The sequence below is a fragment of the Kribbella pratensis genome, assembly GCF_004366075.1.
GTDB lineage: Bacteria > Actinomycetota > Actinomycetes > Propionibacteriales > Kribbellaceae > Kribbella > Kribbella pratensis.
On sequence record NZ_SODU01000003.1, the window covers coordinates 914,467 to 936,616 of the forward strand.

Genomic DNA, 22,150 nt, shown 5'->3' on the forward strand with positions numbered 1-22,150 from the left:
GCCGTGAGTGACATCCACGGCCACCTGGAGAAACTGACGGCCGCACTGCACGCCGCCGGTCTCACCGATGCCGACGGCAACTGGACCGCCGGCGAGGACACCCGGCTGTGGTTCCTCGGCGACTTCTTCGACCGCGGCCCGGACGGCATCGGCGTACTGCGGTACGTCCGCGGCCTGATCGACCAGGCACCGGAGGGCGCGATCCGGATGCTGCTCGGCAACCACGAGATCCTCGCGCTCGGGATGTACAAGTTCGGCGACACGTTCGTCCCGCACGACGGCATCACGCTGCGCAGCTTCGAGCGTTCGTGGGCCCTGAACGGCGGCCAGGACCGCGACCAGGAACTGCTCACCGACGACGACGTCGCCTGGCTGCTCGACCAACCGCTGCTCGGTCTGGACGCCGACCAGTTGCTGATGCACTCGGACACCGCCGAGTACGTCGAGTGGGGCGACACGATCGACCAGATCAACTCCACGGCCGCGGCCGAGCTGCACTCCGACGACATCGAGGTGTGGTGGGAGATCTGGCGCCGGACGACGTCGCGGTACGCGTTCCGCGGCCCGAGCGGTCCGGACGTCGCCCGGATCCTCCTCCAGCACCTCGGCGGCCGCCGGATCGTGCACGGCCACAGCATCGTCGCCGACCAACTCGGCATCGACCCGCAGTTCCTCACCGGCCCCCACCTGTACGCCGACGGCCTCGCCCTGGGCATCGACGGCGGCGCCTTCGACGGCGGCCCGTGCCTAGTGGTCGAGCTCACCGCGGAGTGACTCGACAACCACATCAAGGCAGGACCGGAATGATCGCTTTCCGCCGGCGTCGATCCACCGGCTGAACGCGTTCTGGAGCACCGCCGAGCCGACCTGCGCCATCAGCGCGGCGTCCTCTGCCGGCAGCCCACGCTCCTCCAGCCCTTCGCGGAGCGCAGCGGTGACGGATGCGAGCTTGGTCCGCTCACGCTCCTGCAGCTCGGGGCTCGCGGCGATCACGGCACGACGTACGTCGGTGTCCTCGGCCATGTCCGCGAGCAACTCACCGATTGCGACGGCGGTCTGCAGTACGGCGGGCCACGGTGCAACCGAGGGGTCGACGGCGCGGATCGCCTCGGTCACGGCCGCGGGCAGGCGTTGCGAACCCGCGAACAGAACCTCGCGCTTGTCCGGGAAGTAGCGGAAGTACGAGCGCCGGGTCAGGCCGGCGTGCTCGGCGATCTGGTTGACGGTCACCGCGTCGTACCCGTGCTCGGCGTACAGCTCGAGGGCGGCCTTGCGCAGCCGCTGCTCGGCTCCGGGGTCCCATCGCGCCATGCCCGGAGTCTAGCAAGAGTGATGTCTCAGAGTGTTATCGTTGCTGATGACACTCTGAGACATCACTTCCCAGGAGGCTCGACATGATCTGGATTCTTGGTGCGACTGGGCGGACCGGGCGCGAGATCGCGGCCCAGGTCGCGGCGCGCGGCGGTACGCCGGTACTCGTCGGACGCAACGCCGAACGGATCCACAAGACCGCCGCCGAGCTGGGGCTGGCCGGCGTCGAGGTGATCGAGACCGATCAGCCGGCCGCCGAGATCGCCCGCCGCCGGCCGGCCGTGGTGGTGAACACGATCGGCGGGTACGCCGAGACCGCCGTGCCGATCGCGCGGGCGTGCCTCCCCGGCGGGCACTACGTTGACCTGGCCAACGATCTGGTCGCGATGCCGCGGCTGCTGGCGTTGCACGACGAGGCGGTCGCCGCAGGCAGCACATTCGTGACAGGTGCCGGGTTCGGAGTGCTGGGAACCGAGGCAGTGGTCGCTCGCCTGTGTACGGATCGACCGACGCCGAGCCACGTGCAGGTGGACGCTCTGCCGTCCGTGGCGATCGACGGCGGGCTGCTCGGCGAGGCGCTGGCGCGGTCGATCATCTCCGGGCTGACCACTGGCGGGCTCCGCTACGAAGGTGGCCGGATGGTCCCGGCGCGACTGGGAGCCGATCCGCGCGAGCACTCGCTGCCAGATGGTCAGACGGCGAAGTCCGCCGGGGCTGCCACCGGCGAACTGCTGGCGGCGCAGCTGTCGAGTGGCGCGCCGGCTGTTGTCGCGACGTCCGCGTTGATTCCGGGTTCACGCGTCGTACGGGTGTTGCTGCCGGTGGCCGGGGCGTTGCTGAAGATCGCGCCGCTACAACGGTTCGCCGTACGACGGCTGGCGGCGGTCGAGGGGAAGCCGGCGCCACGTCCGCGTGAGCACACCTGGGGACACGCGGTCGTGTCCTGGGCCGACGGGACGACGCGGGAGGGCTGGCTGCGTACCGGGGACGCGATGGACTTCACCGCGAGCGTCGCAGCGGAAACCGCCGTACGGCTGGCTCGCGGCGAGGGCCGGCCCGGCGCATACACACCAGCCCGCGCCCTCGGCCCCGAACTCGCAGAGGCCGCTGGTGGAACTATTTCAGTCTGCTGATCATGCCCGATCCGGGAATGGCGCCGGCTCGGGCGGGGTTGTCAGCGGTTATGGCGGAGAAGACTGTGAAGATTCCTGGACCGGACCACCCGATCACCGTGGGAAAGAACCCGGACCGCGTGGTCGTGAAGGTCGGCGACCAGGTCATCGCGGACACGCGGGACGCGCTGTCGCTGCAGGAGGCGAGCTATCCGGCGGTGCAGTACATCCCGCGGGACGACGTCGACCTCACGTTGCTCGAGCGTACCGAGCACCAGACCTACTGCCCGTACAAGGGTGACGCGTCGTACTACAGCCTCCTCCCGGCCGGGGCGGACGGCGTGAACGCGGTCTGGACGTACGAGCAGCCGTACGACGCGGTCGCCGACATCCGCGACCACGTCGCCTTCTACCCCGACAAGGTGTCGATCGAGATCATCGCCTGAATCACCGGGGCGAGGAGTTCCGGCGGTACGACGTGAGTCTGGTCGGGTAGTTCTGTGAGTGTCGCGTTCGGCAGGATCGGGACGATGCGGTGGGCGGCGTCGATCATGAACGGCGCGGTCGCCGTCCCGGCGATGACGAGAGTCGGCGGTTTGATCGCTCGGAGCGTTTCGACCGGGGTGGTGCCTTCGTGGCCCATGACGGCGAAGTCGTAGGCGAGCGTCGGCGCCAGCTCGGCGAGGCCCGGGGTAGCGGCAAACTGCAACGCCTCGGGTTTGGGCACGCCTGTCATCAGCAGGAACAGCTCGACCGCCTCCCGGTTCTGGCCGTCCCGGATCAGTTCGAGCACCTTCTCACCGTCGTCCGACGGGTCCACGTCGTCCGGCCCGTACGGCGGCTCGTGCAGCACGACCTTGGTGAACGGCAGCCTGCTCGCTGCGATCGCCGCCAGCCCCGCACCGGACGAGTGCCCGTAGAGAGCCGCCGTACCGCCGACGGCTGTGAGTAGCGCGGCGATGTCGTCCACCTCGCGCAGGACGTCGTACGGCGGGTTGTCGCCGGAGTCACCGCGGCCGCGGCGGTCGTACGTCACCACGTCGAAGTGGTTCGCCAGCTCGTCGGCCAGCGGCCGGAGCGCGTGCCGATCGCACAGGGCTCCCCCGACCAGGATCAGCGGGTGTCCGCTGCCCAGCCGGTCGTAGGCGATCGTCGTACCGTCCGCGGACGTCACTTTCTCCATCTGCTGCTCCTCTGTCGTCGTAGCTGACGTACAGGACGTCGGAGCCGTTCGGGACGCTTCGACATATCTGGTGGCGCGTGGACTTGCTGGGTGGTTCACTGCTTCGCGATGATCACCAGAGTCGATGACTACCTGCACAGGGTCCCGTTGTCCGGTTCGGTTGCCGAACAGGTCGGACCGTTCACTCTGTTCCGCAGTACGACGGTTTGGCCGTACTACGCGCGCCCTGTGCCCGGCTCGGGGGTGAAGATCGAGCCGGCGGACATCGAGCTGGTACGCGCGCGGTGTGCCGAGCTGGAGATCCCGCTGAGCTTCGAGTGGGTCGTAGAGACCTGTCCCTCGTTGGGCGACGCTGCGGCGGCTGCTGGCCTCAACGTGGTCCAGCACCCCTTGCTGGTGCTGGAGCGCGCGGACTTCCGGCCTGTCACGGCTGATGCCCGCTGCGAGATCCTCTCCGCTGACGAGGAGGTGGTCCGGCAGGCGCGTGCAGTTGCGGGACTCGCGTTCAGCGAGCCGGGTACGGGCATCGGCAAGGCTGGACCGGCCGAGAGAGATGCAGCGGCTGCCGCGATGTCGGCCGACACGGTTTTGGCGCTGCAGAGCAGGGTTCTCCGCGGCGTGGCTGTAACTGCCGGTGCGTTCACCGACGACGGCATGGTGGCCAGCGGGACTCACCAGCCGGTCGACTCCACCACGGAGATCGTCGGCGTCGGCACGCTGCCTTCCATGCGTCGCCGCGGCCTTGCAGCCGCCGTGACCTCGGCTTTGGTCGAGCACGCACTGGACAACGGCGTGGACCTGGTGCTGCTGTCCGCCGAGTCGGACGCGGTCGCAGCGGTCTACGAACGCGTCGGCTTCCACCGGATCGGACACGCCGGAGCAGCTGAGTGACTGGGAGTTCTAGCACCCGCCTCGTCGTACTGCGCGGGAACTCGGGCTCCGGCAAGTCCACCACGGCCCGGACGCTGCGTGAACGTCTGGGCCGCGGTACGGCGTGGGTCGAGCAGGACTACGTCCGCAGGATCCTGCTCCGCGAGTACGACCTCCCGGGTGGCGTGAACATCGGCCTGATCGATCTGAACGTCCGCTACGCCCTCGACCACGGGTACGACGTGGTGCTCGAGGGCATCATGGACGCCGGCCGGTACGGCGACATGCTGCGACGGCTCACGGTCGACCACCGCGGGACGACACTGCACTACTACTTCGACATCCCGTTCGCGGAGACCGTCGTACGGCACAGCACCCGGGACCTGCCCGGCCTGGAGCCGGACATGATGAAGGACTGGTACCGGGAGCACGACGTACTCGACGGAATCGAGCAGACCATCATCGGTCCGGACTGTGCACTGGACGAGACCGTCGCGAAGATCCTGACCGACCTTGGCGAGGATCCCGTACCGTTGTAGGGATGAGCACGACCGAGCCGACCCGCCCCCGTACCCTCGCTGAGGCGTTGCGGGGCTGGGACGACGCCGCACTCGGTGAACTGCTGCGACGGCGACCTGACCTGGCGTTGCCGATTCCCGCGGACACCGGGCAGTTGGCTGCGCGGGTGACGAGCAACGCGTCGGCTGCGCGTGCCATCAACCGGCTGGACGAGTTCGGTGTGGATCTGCTGGAGGCGCTGTCCGCGCTGCCGGAGCCGGTGAACGTGGAGTTGCTGTCGCAGGGGGTCGGCCAGCCAGAGGAGGTGGTCCGGCCGCGGGTGACTGAGCTGCTGGAGCTCGCTCTGGTCTGGGGTACCGAGGACGACCTGCGGCCGATCCGTGCGGTGCACGAGCTGCTTGGACCGACACCGGCTGGGCTCGGTCCGATCACGACGCGGCACTTCGGCGATCTGGATCAGTTGATCGACGACGCCGGTCCGGACGCGCGCGCCGTACTCGACAAGCTCACCTGGGGTCCGCCGACCGGTTCGGTGGAGAAGGCCGACCGGCCGGTGACGATCGCGTCGGCCCGGACGCCGGTAGAGCGGTTGCTGGCGCGCGGTCTCGTCGTACCCAAGGATGCGAACACGGTCGTGCTGCCGCGGCAGATCGGGCTGCACCTGCGGGGTGGGCGGGTGCTGGCGTCTACACGACCGGTGCCTCCGCCGCTGGCCGGTAAGAAGGTGTCGGCCGCTATCGCTGACCGGGCTGCCGCTGGTGCTGCGCTCGACTTGGTGCGGCTGGTTGACCGGGCCCTGGAGCAGTTGGGGACCGAGCCACCGCCAGTGCTGCGCACAGGTGGCATTGGTGTCCGTGAGGTGCGCAGTCTGGCCGCAAAGATCGGTGCGGAAGAGCAGACCGCTGCAGCGGTGCTGGAGATGGCGTACGCCGCGGGGCTCGTTGCCGCGGTGGAGGTCGGGACCAGTGAGATGTGGCTGCCGACCAGTGCGTACGACGACCGGCTGGAGCTGGACCTTGCGCATCGATGGGCTCAGCTCGTCATGGCCTGGTTCTCCGGCCTCAGGGCGATCGGACTGATCGGGCGGCGGGACAGCACCGGCAGTACTGCAGCTGCGCGTGAGCGACTGATCAACGCGTTGGCACCGGACCTGGAGCGGTTGCTGGCACCAGAGATCCGGGTGCTGGCGTTGCAGGCACTGGCCGAGGCTGGTGCGGGTACTGCGCCAGCTCCGGAGACTGTAGTGATGTGGGTGGCTTGGCATCGTCCACGGCGCGGTGGGCAGTTCCGGGACGACCTGGTCGAGTGGAGCGTGTCTGAGGCCGCACTGCTCGGATTGACGGGGCTGGGGGCGCTGGCGGCACATGCGAAGCCGTTGCTGGGACCGGAGCCGACAGCTGACGAGCTGGCCGAGGCGATCAGCCCACTGATGCCAGAGCCGGTGTCTGAGGTGCTGCTGCAGGCTGACCTCACGGCGGTGGCTCCTGGGCCTTTGGTGCGGACCGTGCAGGACGAGCTGTCGGCCATGGCGGACGTGGAGTCCGACGGTGGCGCCGGCGTCTACCGGTTCAGTGAGAGCTCCGTACGGCGTGCATTCGACCTCGGACGTACTGCGGAGCAGTTGCACGCGTGGTTGGCGGAGCATTCACGTACGCCGGTGCCTCAGCCGTTGACGTACCTGGTCGACGACGTTGCACGACGGCACGGCGTACTGCGGCTGGGGACCGCGTCGACGTACCTGCGGTGTGATGACGAGAACGTACTGACCCAGCTGCTCAACTCGAACCTGCCTGGTGTGCGGTTCCGTCGGTTGGCGCCGACCGTGGTGGTGTCGCCGTCACCGCCGGACATGGTGCTCAGTCGGTTGCGGGACGCCGGGTTGGCTCCGCTGGCGGAGACGTTCGACGGTGCGCTGCATGTGACCGGTGCGCCGCGGCGTGGCGAGGCGCCGCGGCGACGTACCAGCCGGGACTTCAACGAGAGCGCGTTCGACCTGACCGACGACCAGGTGAAGGCGGTCATCGAGAAGGTCCGCGCCGGCGACCGGATCGCCGCGGAACGCCCCGGCGACGACGGCCTGATCTCACCCGCCGCCCCCGCCGAGACCATCGCCGTCCTCACCAACGCCGCCGAGGCGCACACCCGCACCTGGATCGTCTACGTCGACCACAACGGCCACTCCTCCGAACGCATCGTAGAACCCGTCCGAGTAGCCGACGGCTGGCTGACCGCCTACGACGAAACCACCGAAACCCCCCGAACCTACGCCCTCCACCGAATCTCCACAGCCCGCCCAGTCGACTGACCCTCGCGGACTGTCAGGCCAGCCGGGTCAGCAGGTCGGCGACCACCGCCTGCCAGGCCTCGTAGTCAGCCGGCTCGGCGTCCTGCCACAGGTCGACCAGCTCGGACTCCCCAGCACGTACTCGTTCCGCCGCAGCTCGCGCCAGCTCCTGCAGCGCCGCCACCTCAGGGTGTCGCGCGACCCACTCCAGGCCGGCCTCGCTGTACGGGTTCGCCGGCAACCCTCGACCCACCGAGGCGGCGACCAGCTCCGCCGCAGCCAGCGCCTCGGATCCTGGCCCACTTTCCAGGTACTCGTCGGCGGGCAGCCCGGCTACCTCGCGCAACAGCTCCTCGACCTGTTCCGCCGTACCGCCGTCGGCCAGATTTCCCACCCAGTCAGCAGCGACATCATTGCCGAACACCGACTCGTCCCAAGCACCCATAGCCGCGCAATCTACAGCGCCGCGGTTGGTTGTTGGGTCAGTCAGGCACAATGGAGGGTCGGGGCGACGATAGGAGTGCGGGTGACGGACGGTCCTTTGATCGTGCAGTCGGACAAGACCTTGTTGCTGGAGACGGCGCATGCGGACGCTAGCGACTGCCGGAAGGCTATAGCGCCGTTCGCCGAGTTGGAGCGGGCGCCAGAGCACGTGCACACGTACCGGCTGACACCGCTGGGCCTGTGGAACGCGCGGGCCGCGGGGCATGACGCCGAGCAGGTGATCGACGTACTGCTGCGCTACAGCCGGTACCCGGTCCCCCACTCGTTGCTGGTCGACATCGCGGAGACGCTGGACAGGTACGGGCGGCTGCGGCTGGAGAAGCACCCGCAGCACGGTCTGGTGCTGGTGACGACCGACCGGCCGGTGCTGGAAGAGGTGCTGCGCAGCAACAAGGTGAAGCCCATGCTGGGCGCCCGGCTCGACGACGACACCGTCCTGGTGCACCCGTCGGAGCGTGGTCACCTCAAGCAGACCCTGCTGAAGCTTGGCTGGCCCGCCGAGGACCTGGCCGGGTACGTCGACGGCGAAGCACACCAGATCGACCTGGTGACGGACGGTTGGGAGCTGCGCCCCTACCAGGAGCAGGCGACCGACTCGTTCTGGCACGGCGGCTCCGGTGTCGTCGTACTCCCCTGTGGCGCCGGCAAGACGATCGTCGGCGCGGCCGCGATGGCGCAGGCGTCCGCGACCACACTGATCCTGGTCACCAACACGGTGTCGGCTCGGCAGTGGAAGGACGAGCTGCTGAAGCGGACCAGCCTCACCGAGGAGGAGATCGGCGAGTACTCCGGTGCGCGCAAGGAGATCCGTCCGGTCACGATCGCGACGTACCAGGTGATGACGACGCGCCGGAAGGGCGTGTACACGCACCTGGAGCTGTTCGACGCGCGCGACTGGGGCCTGATCGTGTACGACGAGGTTCATCTGCTGCCCGCGCCGATCTTCCGGATGACCGCCGACCTGCAGACCCGTCGCCGGCTCGGGCTGACCGCGACGCTGGTCCGCGAGGACGGGCGCGAGGGTGACGTCTTCTCGCTGATCGGCCCGAAGCGGTACGACGCTCCGTGGAAGGACATCGAGTCGCAGGGCTGGATCGCGCCCGCGGACTGCATCGAGGTGCGCGTGGATCTCGAGCAGACCGAGCGGTTCGTGTACGCGACCGCCGAGCCCGAAGACCGCTACCGCCTGGCCGCCTCCACCCCGGCGAAGTCGAAGCTGGTACGGCGGATCGCCGAGCACCACGCGGACGAGCCGCTGCTCGTCATCGGTCAGTACATCGATCAGCTGGACGAGCTGGGTGAACGCCTGGAGTGCCCGGTGATCAAGGGCGAGACCACGGTGAAGGAACGGCAGCGTCTCTTCCAGGCGTTCCGCACCGGCGAGATCAAACGGCTCGTGGTCAGCAAGGTCGCCAACTTCTCCATCGACCTCCCCGAGGCGTCGGTCGCCATCCAGGTCTCCGGCACCTTCGGCTCCCGCCAGGAAGAAGCCCAGCGCCTGGGCCGAGTCCTCCGCCCCAAGGGCGACGGCCGCACCGCCCGCTTCTACTCCATCGTCGCAAGAGACACCATCGACGCCGAATTCGCCGCCCACCGCCAACGCTTCCTAGCCGAACAAGGCTACGCGTACACCATCGTCGACGCGGAGAACCTGTTCGCCTGATCTGCAGCTCGACAGGAGGTGTCGCGCCGAAGCGCCCACCCTCACCCTCAACCGGCCGGCCACCTGCCTGTAGTGGACGTATACGTACTGTCGAGCTGCCGGACTTCACGCGGCGAGCCGCTGAGCTAGTGCCGCGCGGACGGTCGCGACAACCCAGGCCGGGTCGCCGATGATCTGTTCGTAGGTGAACCGGAGCACCAGCCAGCCGGCCGTGTTGAGCTCGTCGTACCGGTAGCAGTCGGCTGCGAAATCCCGTCGCGACCCGTGGAATTCGAAGCCCTCCGCCTCCAGGGCCAACCTGGCACGGCGATGTCCAAGATCTACTCGGGCGTGGAACCCGTCGTGCGACACCAGCACCTGCGGTTCAAAACCGTCGATGCCCGCGCTGATCAGGAGTGCCCGGAGGATCGACTCCAGGAAACTGCCGGCCAACGGAGTGGCCGCGGCGGCTACCAGGCGTGCGTTCGGGCAACCGGCACCCCGCATCGCAGACACCTCGGCGAGCAGCTCCTCCGGATGCAGGTGCCGAGTGGCGAGGGCAGCGTCGGCGACAGCAAGCGCCTCGGCGAACGGAAGCACGCGGCAGCAATCGACGACAGTGCGGGGCAGGGACGTGATCCGGTCCTGCCGCTCGGATGAACTGACCTTGGCCCAATGCAGCACAGCAGGTGGACCTGGTCGCGGACGGCGGTGCGGCGGCAGGATCAGATGGGGCTTCTCCGGCGCAACCAGCAAGGGCAGGCCAGCTGCGGCGGCCGCGCTTACGTGCGAGAGGACGCCGTCATAGGCCAATACGGCGACCATGTCGGCCGGGAGGCCGGGTAGCGCGTAGACCCCAAGCGCGATCCGCTGGATGTCACCACGAGCGACCGCCTTCGCGACAGCATGTCGCGTGACCACGCCGGTCAATTCGGAGGCGGTGGCCCAGCCGCCCCGGCGCGCCAGGATCTGATCGACCGATTCCATCCCGGGATGGTGCCTGAACTTGCCCGGCCGATGACTTTGTTCATCCACAGGCGGCAGCTCGACAGGAGGTGTCGCGCGGACGCGCCCGCCTTCACGCTCAGCCGGTCAACCACCTGCCCGCAGTGGACATATACGTACTGTCGAGCTGCAGAGTTATTCGCCGAGGCGGGTGTGGATGCCGTTGAAGTGGCGTTTCATGGAGTGGGCGTAGGTGTCGGGGTTGGCGGACTGGAGCGCGTTCAGGAGGTCTCGGTGCCAGGCGGCGGCGTCGGCGGGGGTGTAGCGGGCGCCGGGGAGGCGGGCGTCGACCTGGGCGAAGGTTCGCCAGAAGACTGACAGCAGGTCGATGACCAGGGCATTGCCCAACGGCTCGTAGAGGGCTTGGTGGAAGGCCCAGTCCTCGTCGGGGAAGTACTGCCCGTCGGCGGCCTTGGCTTCCATGCGTTCGACGATGGGCTCCAGGGCGTCGTACCCGTGCTCCTTGAAGTGCCTGACCACGTCGTCGGCCAGGCCGACCTCGATGGCCTGGCGGACCTCCAGGACGTTCTGGACGTCGCGGAGGTCGCCGGCCATCGACTGGGACATGCGGAACGCGAGGCCGTCCTCCAGGGACTGCAGGTTCACCTCGCCGACGTACGTGCCGTACCCGTGCCGGATCTCGATGATGCCGACCGCCTGCAGCGCCTTCATCGCCTCGCGCAGCGGGTGCCGGCCGACGCCCAGCTGCGCCATCAGGTCCTGCTCGTTCGGCAGCGGGTCACCCGCCTTCAGACCGCGTTCCAGGATGTACGACTTCATCGCGTCGCGGATGAAGGACTGATTCCCTGCCGCACCACGTGCCCGGCTGAGCCCACCCGTTGTCACTGCCGGCCTCCCTCTACCTAGGACCGCTCAGTGTAATCCGGCGCGGTCCAGGAGCGGTCGGACTGCGGCGATCTCCGTGTCGTTCAAGGGGATCGAGGGGTACGCCGTGACCGGGCAGTCGATCACGCCCAACAGGTACAACCCCGCTTTGAACGCACCGAGTGCCGCCGAGCTGGCCCCCATCCGGGACCGGTCCGCCACGTTGATGATGTCGAACAACCGGAACAACCGGTCCTGCTCGTCCCGCGCCGCCGCCACATCACCACTCACCGCAGCCTTGAACAACCGCACATACCCGGCCGGATCCACATTCCCCAGACCAGGTACGACGCCGTCCACCCCGAACGCCAGCGCGGAGTCGACCGTCACCTCGGACCCAGTCATGATCACGAAGTCGTCGAGCGACCTCTCCCGACGGGACAGCACCAACTCTCGCAGCGAAGTCTCCTGCCCGGACGAGTCCTTCACACCCGCAATCACCCCCTGCTCGCCAAGAGACATCACAAGAGCAGCCGGAAGCTTGGTGCCCGCCCGAGGCGGGATGTCGTACGCATAGAGAGGCGTGTCGCCCGCAAGCGACGCCAGCCGCACGAAGTGGCGCTCGATCTCAGCAGGGTGGGTGGCCGCATAGAACGGCGCCGTGGCGACAATGCCGTCCACACCGGCCTTCAACGCGGCAGACACGTGCGCAGCGACCCGGTTGGTCGACGTGTCGATGACGCCGGCCAGTACCGGTACCTGTCCCGCCACCTCTGCGACAGCCGCCTCCAGCACGACTTGTCGTTGCTCGTCGGTCAGGAACGTGCCCTCGCCGGAGGTGCCGAGCACGAACACTCCGTCCACACCCCCGGTCAGCTGGTACTGGATCAGCCGAGCCAGCGATGCAGTATCGACGTCGTACGACGGGGTGAGCGGAGTAACCAGCGGAGGTACGACACCGGTCAGATGGGCGGATGCGGTCAAGGGGTCTCCCAACCTCAAAGGGCGAATGTGGCGAAGCGCAAGGTCGCGAACGAGGACGTCTCACCGGCCTCGTAGAAGATCCCGATCGAGCCGTCGGGCAGCAGCACCAGATCGGAGTACCCGGCCATGCCCTCGTGCACGACCAGAGTCGGCTTCCACGACATACCGGAATCCGCACTGACGAAAACGGTCAGTTCCCGACGTGACGTCGGGTTGACCGGTGTGGACAACAGCAACCGCCCGTCCGGCAGGCAGAGCACGCTGCCCTGGATGCCGGGTGCGGTGATCTCGGGAATCCCGGCGTACGGCGCATCGAGGGTCTGACCGCCGTCGGACGACCAGGCGTGCACACGGGCCGGGCCGGTGCCCTGGTGGTTGCGGGCGTTGAAGTACAGCCGCCCGTCGGGCAACTCGGCGACAGCGGTCTCGTTCGCATTGATCTCCGCACCGTCGTTGCGGTCCACGAAACCGACCGACCAGGAAACCCCGCCGTCGTCGCTGTAGATGCAGTGCCCGCCGTTCAGCCTGACGAGGTCCTCCTCGAAAGAGGACGGCACAAAAGAATGATTGGCCGGTACGACGAGACGCCCGGAGCGCAGCGTGATGCCGTGACAGGGCCCCGTGGCGTACCAGCCCCAGTCGCCCGGCTTCACCTCTGCCGTGATCTCGCGCGCAGGGCTCCAGGTCGCACCGTCGTCAGCGGACCGCTGCACGAACACCCGACGGCCGGACTCAGGATCGGTGCCCCGGGCAAGCGACATCTCGATCGCGTCGGCGCCGTTCTGCACCGTCACCAGCACGATGTCCCCGGAAGTGGGGTCGACCAACGGCACCGGGTTTCCACAGGTCTTGCCCGGCACCGCCGACACCACCTGCAGCGGCAGCCAGGTCCGGCCGCCGTCGAGCGAACGACGCAGTACGACCTCGATCTCCCCCGCGTCGCCGGCTCCGTGCAGCCGGCCCTCGCAGAAGGCGAGCACCAGCGAGCCGTGCGCCAGCACCGACGGGATGCGGAACGTGTGATAGCCGCTCCCCGCCGGATCGAAGATTTCCAGAGCGCCGACTCTTGAAGACATAGGACGTACTATGTCATGGTGTGGCCCTCCGATGGAAGTGAGGCCTCATGCCGGTCAGCAGAAGAACATTCCTCGGCGGTGGTCTGGCCGCCGCCGCTGTCGCGGTCACGGGTACGCCGCTGCTGGCGGGGTGCGCGTCCGACAAGAAGAACACCGCCGCGGCGAACGCGGCCGTCAAGCTGCCGACGTACACGAAGTACGGCCAGATCAAGCCGGACCTGCCCGGCACCGACGTGGTGCTGGACGGCTTCCTGAAGTACCCGGCGAACCCGGTGAAGGCGATTGCCGATGCTCCTGGTGACGGCAAGCCGATCACGTTCATGACGAACATCCCCGGCGCCATCCCGCCCGCCGCCGACAAGAACCAGTTCTGGCAGGAGCTCAACAAGCGCCTGGGCTCCGAGCTGCAGATCAGCATGGCGTCGAACGACGAGTACAAGGACAAGTTCGCGACCCGGATCGCGGGCGGCGACCTGCCGGACATCCTGAACATCCCGCCGGACACGCCGCAGATCCCCGGCCTGGTGAAGTCCAAGTGCATGGACCTGACCGAGCACCTGTCCGGCGACGCGATCAGCAAGTACCCGTTCCTGGCGAACATCCCGACCGAGTTCTGGAAGGGCTGCGTCTTCAACGGCGCCATCTACGGCGTCCCGGTGCCGCGCGGCATGTCCCGTACGTCGCTCGCGCTGTACCGCGAGGACCTGCTCGCCGCGAAGGGCATCAAGGACCCGGCGCCGAAGAACTTCCAGGAGTTCTTCGACCTGGCCAAGGAGATGACCGCGGCCAAGCAGAACAAGTGGGCCTGGACCCGGGTGCCGATGTCGACGATCCGGATGATGCTCGGGATCCCGAACGTCTGGAAGGAAGAGGGCGGCAAGTTCACCTCGATGTACGAGCACGAGGCGCAGGAGCAGGCCCTGGAGGCCGGCCGCAAGATGGTCGCCGCCGGTGTGATCAACCCGGACGCGTTCAACGACAAGGCGAGCGCCCGCAAGCAGTGGTTCAACGGCGGCATCGCCGCGTTCGACTACGACAGCTTCGTGGCCTGGAACCAGTACTACAACGACAACAGCGCCGGTGACGCGTTCGCCGTGAACATGCTCGACGTCCCCGGCTTCGACGGCGGCGAGGGCAAGCCGTGGATGGGTTCGGCGCTGAACAACGTGACGGCGTTCAGCAAGAGCAGCACGCACTCCGCCGAGACACTGCTGAAGGTCGCGAACTGGATGGCGGCGCCGTTCGGCACCGAGGAGTACCTCTTCCGCAAGTACGGCGTCGCGGGCCGGCACTACACGTTGCAGGGCACGGACCCGGTGCCGACCAAGGTGGGCACCGTGGAGACCGGCATCGGCCTGCAGTACATCAGCGACTCGACGCTGGCGCTGTACTGGGCCGGCAAGCCGGACGTGCCGCAGAAGCAGCACGCGATCCAGGAGAAGGTCGCGAAGCGGCTCGTGTACGACGCGTCGTACGGGCTGTACTCCGACACGGCGTCGAAGAAGCAGACCCAGCTCGCCAAGACGATGACCGACCTGGAGGGCCAGATCGTGCAGGGCAAGAAGCCGGTCTCGGACTGGAAGGCAGCCATGCAGAACTGGAAGTCCTCCGGCGGCGACAAGATGCGCTCCGAGTTCGAGCAGGCCCTCTCGGACACGGCAGGGAAGTAGATGCTGCAACGATCCAAGACGCGCCCGCAGCAGCAGCTGAGCCTCGGCCGGCGGCTGCTGCGGGACCGTGTGCTGCTGCTGTTCGCGCTGCCCGGGATCGCGCTGATCATCGCGTTCCACTACGTGCCGCTGCTGGGCAACGTGATCGCGTTCAAGGACTACCAGCCGTTCCTCGGGATCAACGCGAGCGACTGGTCGGGTTGGGAGAACTTCAGTGTGATCTTCAACGGCGACCCGGCGTTCCTGCGGGCGTTGAAGAACACGCTGATCCTCACCTGTCTGCAGTCGATCTTCGTGTTCCCGGCGCCGATCCTGCTCGCGCTGCTGCTGAACTCGCTGTTCTCCGAGCGGATCAAGCGGATCGCGCAGAGCATCCTCTACCTACCGCACTTCATGTCCTGGGTGATCGTGGTCGCGCTGTTCCAGCAGATGCTCGGCGGCAGCGGCCTGCTGAACAACTACCTGCGGTCGCACGACCTGTCGACGATCAACATCATCGGGAACTCCGAGCTGTTCCACGTGCTGCTGACGTCGCAGATCATCTGGAAGGACACCGGCTGGGCGACCATCCTGTTTCTGGCCGCGCTGTCCCAGATCGACTCGCAGCTCTACGAGGCCGCGAGTGTGGACGGTGCGAGCCGGATGAAGCAGCTGTGGCACGTCACGCTGCCGGGACTGCGCGGGATCATCATCCTGCTGTTCATCCTGCGGCTCGGTGACTCGCTGACCGTCGGTTTCGAGCAGATCATCCTGCAGCAGCAGGCGGTCGGCCGGGACGTCAGCGAAGTACTGGACACGTACGTCTACAACAACGGCGTACTCGGCGGCGCCTGGGGTGTCGCGGCGGCGGTCGGCCTGGTGAAGGGCATCGTCGGCGTCATCCTCGTGCTGACCGCGAACAAGGTGGCGCACATCTTCGGCGAGCAAGGGGTGTACCAGCGATGAGTACCAGGATTGTCCAGGGCGTGCCGATGCCCGGCTGGCCGATGCGGATCTTCAAGGGTCTCGTGCTGCTGGTCTTCTGCGCGGTCGTGATCGTCCCGTTCGTCGGGGTGATCTCGACCAGCGTGGCGCCGAACAAGCAGATCAACGAGTCCGGCGGTCTGGTGCTGCTGCCGAAGTCGATCAACTTCGGGGCCTACGAGTCGTTGTTCGCCGGCGGCGTGGTGACGCGGGCGTTGTTCGTCAGCATCTTCGTCACGATCGTCGGGACGCTGCTCAGCCTGACCGTGTCGTGCCTGCTGGCCTACGCGTTGTCGCGGCCGGGTTTCGTCGCCGGGCGGCCGATCCTGCTGGTCGTGCTGTTCAGCATGCTGTTCTCCCCCGGCATCATCCCGTTGTACCTGACGGTCAAGGGCGTCGGGTTGCTGGACAGCATCTGGGCACTGATCGTGCCGACGATGATCAGCGCGTTCAACGTCGTCGTACTGCGGGCGTTCTTCATGAACCTGCCCAACGAGCTCACCGAGAGCGCGCGGATCGACGGCGCAGGTGAGCTGAAGACGTTCACCAACATCGTGCTGCCGCTGTCGAAGGCGGTGCTGTCGGTGATCGGCCTGTTCTACGCGGTGGCCTACTGGAACGCGTTCTTCTCCGCGCTGCTGTACCTGAACGACTCGAAGCTCTGGCCGTTGCAGCTGGTACTGCGGACGTACGTCATCAACGACACCCAACTCGGCAGCGCCGAACTCGGCACCGAACTGCTCCCGCCGCAGGCCTCGATCCAGATGGCGATCCTGGTGGTCTCGATCGTGCCGATCCTGGTGATCTACCCGTTCCTGCAGCGGCACTTCGCCAAGGGCGTTCTCACCGGCGCCGTGAAGGGCTGATCACAGCTGCGTCTCAGCCACCCGTTCGGGGGTTGCCCAGGGCAACGTCAGGGTTGCGCCTGGGCAAACCCTGTGGGAACGACGGGTACCGTCGAACGGTATGGGGATAGCTGCTGCCGAACGGGTGGGGACAGGCCGGGCACAAGTCTTCTGGAGGGTGGTACGGGAAGCAGTCCTGCTGGCGACGCTGTTCCTGGTCTACAGCGCGGGCCGGCAGATCGCGGCCCGGCACACCGGGTCGGCGTTCGACCATGCGCACGAGGTCCTGTCACTCCAGAACTGGCTACAGCTCCCGAACGAGGCGTCCGTCCAGCACTGGGTGCTGCAGTTCCCGCGGCTGGTGGAGGGCGCGAACCTGTACTACGCCAGCGTGCATGCCCCGCTGACTGCCGCCGTACTGCTCTGGCTGAGCATCTGGAGGCCGACGGCGTACTCGCACGTCCGGTGGACGATGGTGTCGCTCACCGGGCTGGCGCTGATCGGTCACATCGCGTTCCCGCTGGCGCCGCCGCGGATGATGCCGGGCTTCGTCGACACCGGACTGCGCTTCGGCCAGTCCGTGTACGGCCCGGACCACACCGGCGGCGCGGTGAACCAGTTCGCCGCGATGCCGAGCCTGCACGTCGGCTGGGCCGCGCTGATCGCGTTGTCGATGATCCTGATCACCCGGTCGCGCTGGCGGTGGCTGTGGCTGCTGCACCCGATCATCACGTTCAGCGTCGTCGTGGTGACCGCCAATCACTACTGGCTGGACGGCATCGTCGCTCTGGTCCTGCTGGCGGCCAGCCTGCCCCTCCTCCTGCGGCCCGGTCTGCAGGCCGACAGGCCACGGACCCGTAATTCGGTTCCACCGCGCAGAGTGCTCAAGTAACGTAGCTGGGCTCCCCCACTCTCGCCGGAGGTTTCAGCATGCCCTCAGACACGTCCGACACTCTCCAGGCCGAGAAGGACTACCTGAAGACCTCCCGGGCGGCCCTGGCGCTGATGCGGGAGAAGACCGGCGCGCTGGAGATCCACAGCGCGGACCGGGTCAACCAGGAGTTCCTGCAGGCCGCCATCTTCCGGCGGATGAAGGAGCTGGAGGACGACCCGGACGTGCCGCTGTTCTTCGGCCGGCTGGACTACCTCGAGCCGACCGAAGAGACGTTCCACATCGGTCGCCGGCACGTGAACGACGCGCAGGGCGAGCCGCTGGTGGTGGATTGGCGGGCAGACATCTCGGTGCCGTTCTACCGGGCCAGCAAGACCGAGCCGATGGGCGTCGGGGTACGTCGGCGGTTCGGCTTCACGCATGGCGAGATGACCGCGTTCGAGGACGAGGACCTCACCGCGAGCGGGCAGGACGAACAGCACAGCGACATCCTGGACGCTGAGATCGAGCGCCCGCGTTCCGGCCCGATGCGCGACATCGTGGCCACCATCCAGCCGGAGCAGGACGTGATCGTCCGGGCCGGCGTCGACGAAACCATCTGCGTGCAGGGGGCACCTGGCACCGGAAAGACCGCGGTCGGGCTGCACAGGGCGGCGTACCTGCTCTATGCGTACCGCGACCAGCTCAGCCGGGCCGGTGTGCTCGTAGTGGGTCCGAACGCGAGCTTCCTGCGGTACATCGGGGACGTCCTCCCCGCACTGGGCGAGATCGAGGCGAAGCAGACCACCGTCGAGGAGCTGGTCGCCCGCGTGAAGGTGGCCGGTCCGGGGCCGGCAACGGTCGACGTACTCAAGGGCGACGCCCGCATGGCCGAAGTACTGCACCGGGCCGTCTGGTCGCACGTCAAGCTCCCGGAAGAGTCGCTCGTCGTGCCACGGGGAGCGCATCGCTGGCGAGTGGCGGCGTACCAGGCCGAAGAGCTCGTCACCGAGCTGCGCAGCCGTGGCATCCGGTACGGCGCCGGCCGCGCGATGCTGCCGCAGCGGCTGGCCCACGCCGTGCTGCTGCGCATGGAGGCGGCCGGTGACTCCCCCGACGACCGAGTGCAGGACTCTGTCGCGCGCAGCCGTCCGGTGAAGCAGTACGCCGACGCACTCTGGCCGGCTCTGGACCCGGCGAAGCTGCTTTTCCGCCTCTTCACCGACCCGGAACTCCTCGCCGAGCACGCCGACGGCATCCTCACTGCGGAGGAGCAGGCACTGTTGCTGTGGGACAAGGTGCCGCGGTCACCCGGTGCGGCCAAGTGGTCCGTTGCGGACGCCACTCTGATCGACGAGATCGCCGACCTGGTCGACCGTACGCCGTCACTCGGGCACGTGGTGCTCGACGAGGCACAGGACCTCTCCGCGATGCAGCTGCGCGCGGTCGGCCGACGCTGCTCGACCGGCTCGATGACTGTGCTCGGCGACATCGCGCAGGGGACCACACCGTGGGCGACACCGTCGTGGGACGAGGCACTGAAGCACCTGGGCAAGACCAGCGCCCACACCGAGGAGCTGACCACCGGCTTCCGCGTCCCCGGACAGGTGATCGAGTACGCCGCCCGCCTCCTCCCCACGATCGCTCCGCACCTCAAACCACCCACAGCGGTACGACGGGCGCGCGGCGAGCTGACCATCACTCGCGTACCGGACAGCCTGGCTGCTGCAGTGACAGCAGTCCGTGAAGTGTCAGAGCGCCCCGGCTCGATCGGCCTGATCGTCCCGGACGCACTGGTCCCCGCAACCCGGAAAGCCTTGCAGGGCATCGCTTTCTCGGTTCTTGGCGATGAGGACGACGTAGACGCACACCTGGACGTCGTACCGGCGTCTCTCGCCAAAGGTCTCGAGTTCGACCACGTGGTGCTGGTGGAGCCGGCCGGCATCGTCTCTGGCGAAGCCGACGAGCGGACCGGACTCCGGCGCCTCTACGTCTGTCTGACTCGTGCCGTCACGTCACTGGTCGTTCTGCACAGTGAAGACCTGCCGGCGGTACTAGAAACCCCGTGACCCGCCGGACCGGCGCGACGAGCGCCGGGACGACCCGCCACCGCTGGAGCGCGTCCGCGACGAATAGGAGCGGCGGCGGCTCGAGCCGCTGTACCAACTGCTCCCACCGTCATCGTCGGAACCGCTGCTCGACGAGGCCGCCCAGTCACCGACGGAGCTGCCGACGTTCGAACTGAAGCGCCCGAAGCGCGCACCTGGTCGACGGGACCGCCAACGCGACCGCATCTCCTCGCCGCGACGCCGGAAGTCGGAGTCCGGGAACCACCACACACGGCCGTCGCCCTGCGACCAGTACCCGTCGACGTACGCCGCGAGGTCCTCGGCGTGCTCCCAGTACGGCCGCTCGATCTGCCAGCCCTTCACCATCCGGATCTCGGGCTTCTCGCCGGCCTCGTCGCGCTGCTTGCACGCCGCGCAGACGTCCACGTTGCGCGCAGCGCCTTCCTCCGGCTTCCACTGCACCGCGGCCACACTCGGACCGTGCCGCGGGTCGAAGAAGCAGGGCGGCGTCGGCTCCGGGATCGGCTCGCCCGCGCGCACTGCGTCCAGGCAGCGAAGACCGTAGCGGGCCGAGCCGAGCAGCGTCGTCACTGCCTGGATGTCGTTGTCGCCCTTGGCCTGGTCGAGCCGCTGCCGTGCCTTCTCGACGATGTCCAGCACGTCCTTCGACAGCTTCGACTGCTGCGGGTCCGAGACCGTCGGCAGCGCGGAGACCTGCTGCGAGAGCGCGATGATCTCCTCGTTGAGCAGCGGCTGCGCGACCTTGAGGTGGGCCTTCTCGTCCTGCCGACGCGCGCGTCGGGCACCCAGCCCGGTCACGGTGACCCAGAGCCCGATGATTCCGGCCACGCCACCGGCGTACGGCGCTGCGTCGACATAGAACGGCTTGTTCACGACCTGGGCGCGCTGGATGAACCTCTCGAGCATCGACTCGTAGTCCGGCGCACAGCAGTCGACCGCTTGGTCCACCGCATCGCCCACGAAGTACGTCGGCCCGTGGTCGGCTCGCTGTACGGCGTGCAGCCCGCGGCCGTTGGACTGCGACGACGCATCGACCAGTACGGCGTACACGCCCTCGACGCCGACGCGGTCGTACAGCTGGTCCGCGATCTCCTCGCCCTCCCAGGCGGGCCGCGAGTAGTACTTGCTCTCCGACTTGTTGATCTTCTGCGCCGGGATCACCGCGATCCGGATCGGTGCGCCGGCGCTCTTCGCGGCCGCGTCGAGCTGGGCGGTCTCGCTGGGGCTCAGCTCCGTCACGTCCGGGTCGACCCAGACACCGGCGTCGCCGAGGTGGCCTGCCACGGTGTTCATGTACGCGTCGGGGTCGCCGGCCGCGTGCGCCAGTGGCGCGGGCAGGACCCACAGGGTGATGACGGCGAGCGCGCCGAGCAGACGTTTCATCGTGCTCCTCCCGAGAGCCGCTCACGGCAGGCGTTGCAGACCGGGACTTCTCGCGGCCGCCCGCCAGGTGGCGTGTACATCCAGTCCGTCACGGAGGTGCCGTGGCCGGCGTCGAAGAAGCAGGTGGCACGGCGGGCAGGTGCGGGTGTTCCGGCGACCTTCGCCTGCGCACAGGCCAGCCGCCACCGTCCGTACTCGACCGTGGATCGCACTTCACGCAGCTTGTCGTCGTCGGGTTCCCCGTCGACCACGCGGCCGGCGTCGGCGTACGCATCCATCGCCGCCTGCACGTCCGCTGCCGTGTCCATGCCGTCCAGACGCACGTCCGCGGCATCCAGTTCCTCGCCGAACCGCGTGACGTCCTCCCGAGCGGTCGCGCGCCGCTCGTCGAGCGAGTCGACCTCGTCCGGCAACACGTCGTACGACGGCCGGTAGAGCGCAGGACCTTCGTTCTTGCGCGACCGTGTCCTCCACCACCAGTCGGCGAGGCCAGCAATCAGCACGACCAGGGCGACCAGCAACGGCCAAAGCCAACCAGGTGTGCCTTTGGACGCCTTCTGTACGCCGAGCTGGTCCAGCACCCCGTTGAGCATGCCGACCGGGTCCGAGCGGCTGTGCTTGTCCAGCTCGCTTGTGAGGATGTCCGCGATGGGTGTGTCGACCCCGACCGCGCTCCCCCAGGCGATCGCGCCACCGAACACGACGAGGTAGATGCCGTCGGCCTGCTGCCGATCCACCAATTGGTCGACGTACGTGTGTGCGGCCGCGCTCTTGTCACCTGTGGTGAGTACGGCAGCGGGCACGACTGCGATGCGAATCGCCGGGTCGTGCCCGCTCACTCGTTCCGCCAGCTCAGCGGCGTCCTTGTCCGGTACCAGTGACCGCTGCGTCGGGTCGACGTACACAGGCGACGTCTTCCACCCGTCGACCACCGCAGCGGGGTCGTTGGACCCCGTCAGGGTGGTGGCGAGCAACAGCACACCGGCAAGCAGACGCATGGGCAGAAGAGTGCC

Annotated in this window: 21 protein-coding genes; 12 read left to right on the top strand and 9 right to left on the bottom strand. The window is 67.9% G+C overall.

Annotation, left to right across the window (positions count from 1 at the left end; translation table 11 throughout):
- The first annotated feature begins 3 nt into the window (after positions 1–3).
- Entirely contained in the window at positions 4–774 is a 771-nt protein-coding gene (locus EV137_RS28580) for a metallophosphoesterase (RefSeq protein ID WP_238175610.1), read from the top strand.
- Here the strand turns inward: EV137_RS28580 and EV137_RS28585 are convergent.
- Positions 748–1,311, bottom strand: a complete 564-nt coding sequence (locus tag EV137_RS28585) for a TetR/AcrR family transcriptional regulator (protein WP_134008935.1) — start codon at positions 1,309–1,311, stop codon at positions 748–750. The genes EV137_RS28580 and EV137_RS28585 overlap by 27 nt on opposite strands.
- 83 nt (positions 1,312–1,394) lie before the next feature.
- Between EV137_RS28585 and EV137_RS28590 the strand changes: the two genes are divergently transcribed.
- Positions 1,395–2,444: a saccharopine dehydrogenase NADP-binding domain-containing protein gene (locus tag EV137_RS28590; protein ID WP_134131460.1), complete on the top strand. Its 1,050-nt coding sequence runs from the start codon at positions 1,395–1,397 to the stop codon at positions 2,442–2,444.
- 50 nt (positions 2,445–2,494) lie between these two features.
- The gene (locus tag EV137_RS28595; protein WP_134131461.1) at positions 2,495–2,869 is read left to right on the top strand and encodes a DUF427 domain-containing protein; all 375 of its coding nucleotides are present in this window, start codon (positions 2,495–2,497) and stop codon (positions 2,867–2,869) included.
- Here the strand turns inward: EV137_RS28595 and EV137_RS28600 are convergent.
- Complete coding sequence (locus EV137_RS28600) at positions 2,833–3,606, bottom strand: alpha/beta fold hydrolase (protein WP_134131462.1); 774 nt, start codon at positions 3,604–3,606, stop codon at positions 2,833–2,835. The genes EV137_RS28595 and EV137_RS28600 overlap by 37 nt on opposite strands.
- Positions 3,607–3,714: 108 nt before the next feature.
- On the opposite strand from EV137_RS28600, the gene EV137_RS28605 reads away from it, so the two are divergent.
- The 3 genes from EV137_RS28605 to EV137_RS28615 are packed head-to-tail and all read left to right on the top strand — an operon-like array spanning position 3,715 to position 7,300.
- A complete protein-coding gene (locus tag EV137_RS28605; protein WP_134131463.1) occupies positions 3,715–4,497 on the top strand; it encodes a GNAT family N-acetyltransferase in 783 nt (260 codons plus the stop codon).
- On the top strand, positions 4,494–5,015 hold the full coding sequence (locus tag EV137_RS28610; protein WP_134131464.1) for a P-loop NTPase family protein: 522 nt from the start codon (positions 4,494–4,496) through the stop codon (positions 5,013–5,015). Before EV137_RS28605 ends, EV137_RS28610 begins: the two co-directional genes overlap by 4 nt.
- 2 nt (positions 5,016–5,017) lie before the next feature.
- Positions 5,018–7,300, top strand: a complete 2,283-nt coding sequence (locus EV137_RS28615; protein WP_134131465.1) for a helicase-associated domain-containing protein — start codon at positions 5,018–5,020, stop codon at positions 7,298–7,300.
- Between the two features lie 13 nt (positions 7,301–7,313).
- Here EV137_RS28615 and EV137_RS28620 read toward each other — a convergent pair whose 3' ends face one another.
- Positions 7,314–7,724, bottom strand: a complete 411-nt coding sequence (locus EV137_RS28620) for a DUF4259 domain-containing protein (protein WP_166680038.1) — start codon at positions 7,722–7,724, stop codon at positions 7,314–7,316.
- 81 nt (positions 7,725–7,805) lie between these two features.
- On the opposite strand from EV137_RS28620, the gene EV137_RS28625 reads away from it, so the two are divergent.
- Entirely contained in the window at positions 7,806–9,446 is a 1,641-nt protein-coding gene (locus tag EV137_RS28625) for a DNA repair helicase XPB (protein WP_134008919.1), read from the top strand.
- 105 nt (positions 9,447–9,551) lie between these two features.
- Here EV137_RS28625 and EV137_RS28630 read toward each other — a convergent pair whose 3' ends face one another.
- The 4 genes from EV137_RS28630 to EV137_RS28645 form a co-directional block, all read right to left on the bottom strand.
- Positions 9,552–10,412, bottom strand: coding sequence for a type IV toxin-antitoxin system AbiEi family antitoxin domain-containing protein (locus tag EV137_RS28630; RefSeq protein WP_134131466.1), 861 nt, complete (start codon positions 10,410–10,412; stop codon positions 9,552–9,554).
- 153 nt (positions 10,413–10,565) lie between these two features.
- On the bottom strand, positions 10,566–11,276 hold the full coding sequence (locus EV137_RS28635) for a FadR/GntR family transcriptional regulator (protein WP_134008915.1): 711 nt from the start codon (positions 11,274–11,276) through the stop codon (positions 10,566–10,568).
- Positions 11,277–11,303: 27 nt separating this feature from the next.
- Positions 11,304–12,239 carry a dihydrodipicolinate synthase family protein gene (locus tag EV137_RS28640; RefSeq protein WP_134131467.1) on the bottom strand — a complete coding sequence of 312 codons (936 nt, stop codon included), beginning with the start codon at positions 12,237–12,239 and terminating at the stop codon, positions 11,304–11,306.
- Between the two features lie 14 nt (positions 12,240–12,253).
- Complete coding sequence (locus tag EV137_RS28645; RefSeq protein WP_134131468.1) at positions 12,254–13,315, bottom strand: sialidase family protein; 1,062 nt, start codon at positions 13,313–13,315, stop codon at positions 12,254–12,256.
- Between the two features lie 47 nt (positions 13,316–13,362).
- Here EV137_RS28645 and EV137_RS28650 point away from each other — a divergent pair, with 47 nt between their 5' ends.
- From EV137_RS28650 to EV137_RS28670, 5 genes are all read left to right on the top strand, one after another.
- Positions 13,363–14,985 carry an extracellular solute-binding protein gene (locus EV137_RS28650; RefSeq protein WP_134131469.1) on the top strand — a complete coding sequence of 541 codons (1,623 nt, stop codon included), beginning with the start codon at positions 13,363–13,365 and terminating at the stop codon, positions 14,983–14,985.
- On the top strand, positions 14,986–15,930 hold the full coding sequence (locus tag EV137_RS28655) for an ABC transporter permease (protein ID WP_134008907.1): 945 nt from the start codon (positions 14,986–14,988) through the stop codon (positions 15,928–15,930).
- On the top strand, positions 15,927–16,814 hold the full coding sequence (locus EV137_RS28660; protein ID WP_134008905.1) for a carbohydrate ABC transporter permease: 888 nt from the start codon (positions 15,927–15,929) through the stop codon (positions 16,812–16,814). The genes EV137_RS28655 and EV137_RS28660 overlap by 4 nt, the downstream gene beginning before the upstream one ends.
- Positions 16,815–16,914: 100 nt before the next feature.
- Entirely contained in the window at positions 16,915–17,685 is a 771-nt protein-coding gene (locus EV137_RS28665; protein ID WP_134131470.1) for a phosphatase PAP2 family protein, read from the top strand.
- Positions 17,686–17,723: 38 nt separating this feature from the next.
- Entirely contained in the window at positions 17,724–19,733 is a 2,010-nt protein-coding gene (locus EV137_RS28670) for a HelD family protein (RefSeq protein ID WP_134131471.1), read from the top strand.
- On the opposite strand, the gene EV137_RS28675 is transcribed toward EV137_RS28670, so the two are convergent.
- Both EV137_RS28675 and EV137_RS28680 read right to left on the bottom strand, forming a co-directional pair.
- On the bottom strand, positions 19,719–21,137 hold the full coding sequence (locus EV137_RS28675) for a hypothetical protein (protein ID WP_134131472.1): 1,419 nt from the start codon (positions 21,135–21,137) through the stop codon (positions 19,719–19,721). The two genes, EV137_RS28670 and EV137_RS28675, sit on opposite strands and share 15 nt — an antisense overlap.
- Positions 21,134–22,135 (bottom strand): hypothetical protein, encoded by a 1,002-nt coding sequence (locus EV137_RS28680; RefSeq protein WP_134131473.1) that lies wholly within the window; start codon positions 22,133–22,135, stop codon positions 21,134–21,136. Before EV137_RS28680 ends, EV137_RS28675 begins: the two co-directional genes overlap by 4 nt.
- Between the last annotated feature and the right edge of the window lie 15 nt (positions 22,136–22,150).

Excerpts from the sequence above, each read along its gene's own strand:
- EV137_RS28585 (WP_134008935.1), bottom strand. The coding sequence starts at position 1,311 with ATGGCGCGATGGGACCCCGGAGCCGAGCAGCGGCTGCGCAAGGCCGCC.
- EV137_RS28590 (WP_134131460.1), top strand. The coding sequence starts at position 1,395 with ATGATCTGGATTCTTGGTGCGACTGGGCGGACCGGGCGCGAGATCGCG.
- EV137_RS28595 (WP_134131461.1), top strand. The coding sequence starts at position 2,495 with ATGGCGGAGAAGACTGTGAAGATTCCTGGACCGGACCACCCGATCACC.
- EV137_RS28600 (WP_134131462.1), bottom strand. The coding sequence starts at position 3,606 with ATGGAGAAAGTGACGTCCGCGGACGGTACGACGATCGCCTACGACCGG.
- EV137_RS28605 (WP_134131463.1), top strand. The coding sequence starts at position 3,715 with ATGATCACCAGAGTCGATGACTACCTGCACAGGGTCCCGTTGTCCGGT.
- EV137_RS28615 (WP_134131465.1), top strand. The coding sequence starts at position 5,018 with ATGAGCACGACCGAGCCGACCCGCCCCCGTACCCTCGCTGAGGCGTTG.
- EV137_RS28620 (WP_166680038.1), bottom strand. The coding sequence starts at position 7,724 with ATGGGTGCTTGGGACGAGTCGGTGTTCGGCAATGATGTCGCTGCTGAC.
- EV137_RS28630 (WP_134131466.1), bottom strand. The coding sequence starts at position 10,412 with ATGGAATCGGTCGATCAGATCCTGGCGCGCCGGGGCGGCTGGGCCACC.
- EV137_RS28645 (WP_134131468.1), bottom strand. The coding sequence starts at position 13,315 with ATGTCTTCAAGAGTCGGCGCTCTGGAAATCTTCGATCCGGCGGGGAGC.
- EV137_RS28650 (WP_134131469.1), top strand. The coding sequence starts at position 13,363 with ATGCCGGTCAGCAGAAGAACATTCCTCGGCGGTGGTCTGGCCGCCGCC.
- EV137_RS28655 (WP_134008907.1), top strand. The coding sequence starts at position 14,986 with ATGCTGCAACGATCCAAGACGCGCCCGCAGCAGCAGCTGAGCCTCGGC.
- EV137_RS28660 (WP_134008905.1), top strand. The coding sequence starts at position 15,927 with ATGAGTACCAGGATTGTCCAGGGCGTGCCGATGCCCGGCTGGCCGATG.
- EV137_RS28665 (WP_134131470.1), top strand. The coding sequence starts at position 16,915 with ATGGGGATAGCTGCTGCCGAACGGGTGGGGACAGGCCGGGCACAAGTC.
- EV137_RS28670 (WP_134131471.1), top strand. The coding sequence starts at position 17,724 with ATGCCCTCAGACACGTCCGACACTCTCCAGGCCGAGAAGGACTACCTG.
- EV137_RS28675 (WP_134131472.1), bottom strand. The coding sequence starts at position 21,137 with ATGAAACGTCTGCTCGGCGCGCTCGCCGTCATCACCCTGTGGGTCCTG.
- EV137_RS28680 (WP_134131473.1), bottom strand. The coding sequence starts at position 22,135 with ATGCGTCTGCTTGCCGGTGTGCTGTTGCTCGCCACCACCCTGACGGGG.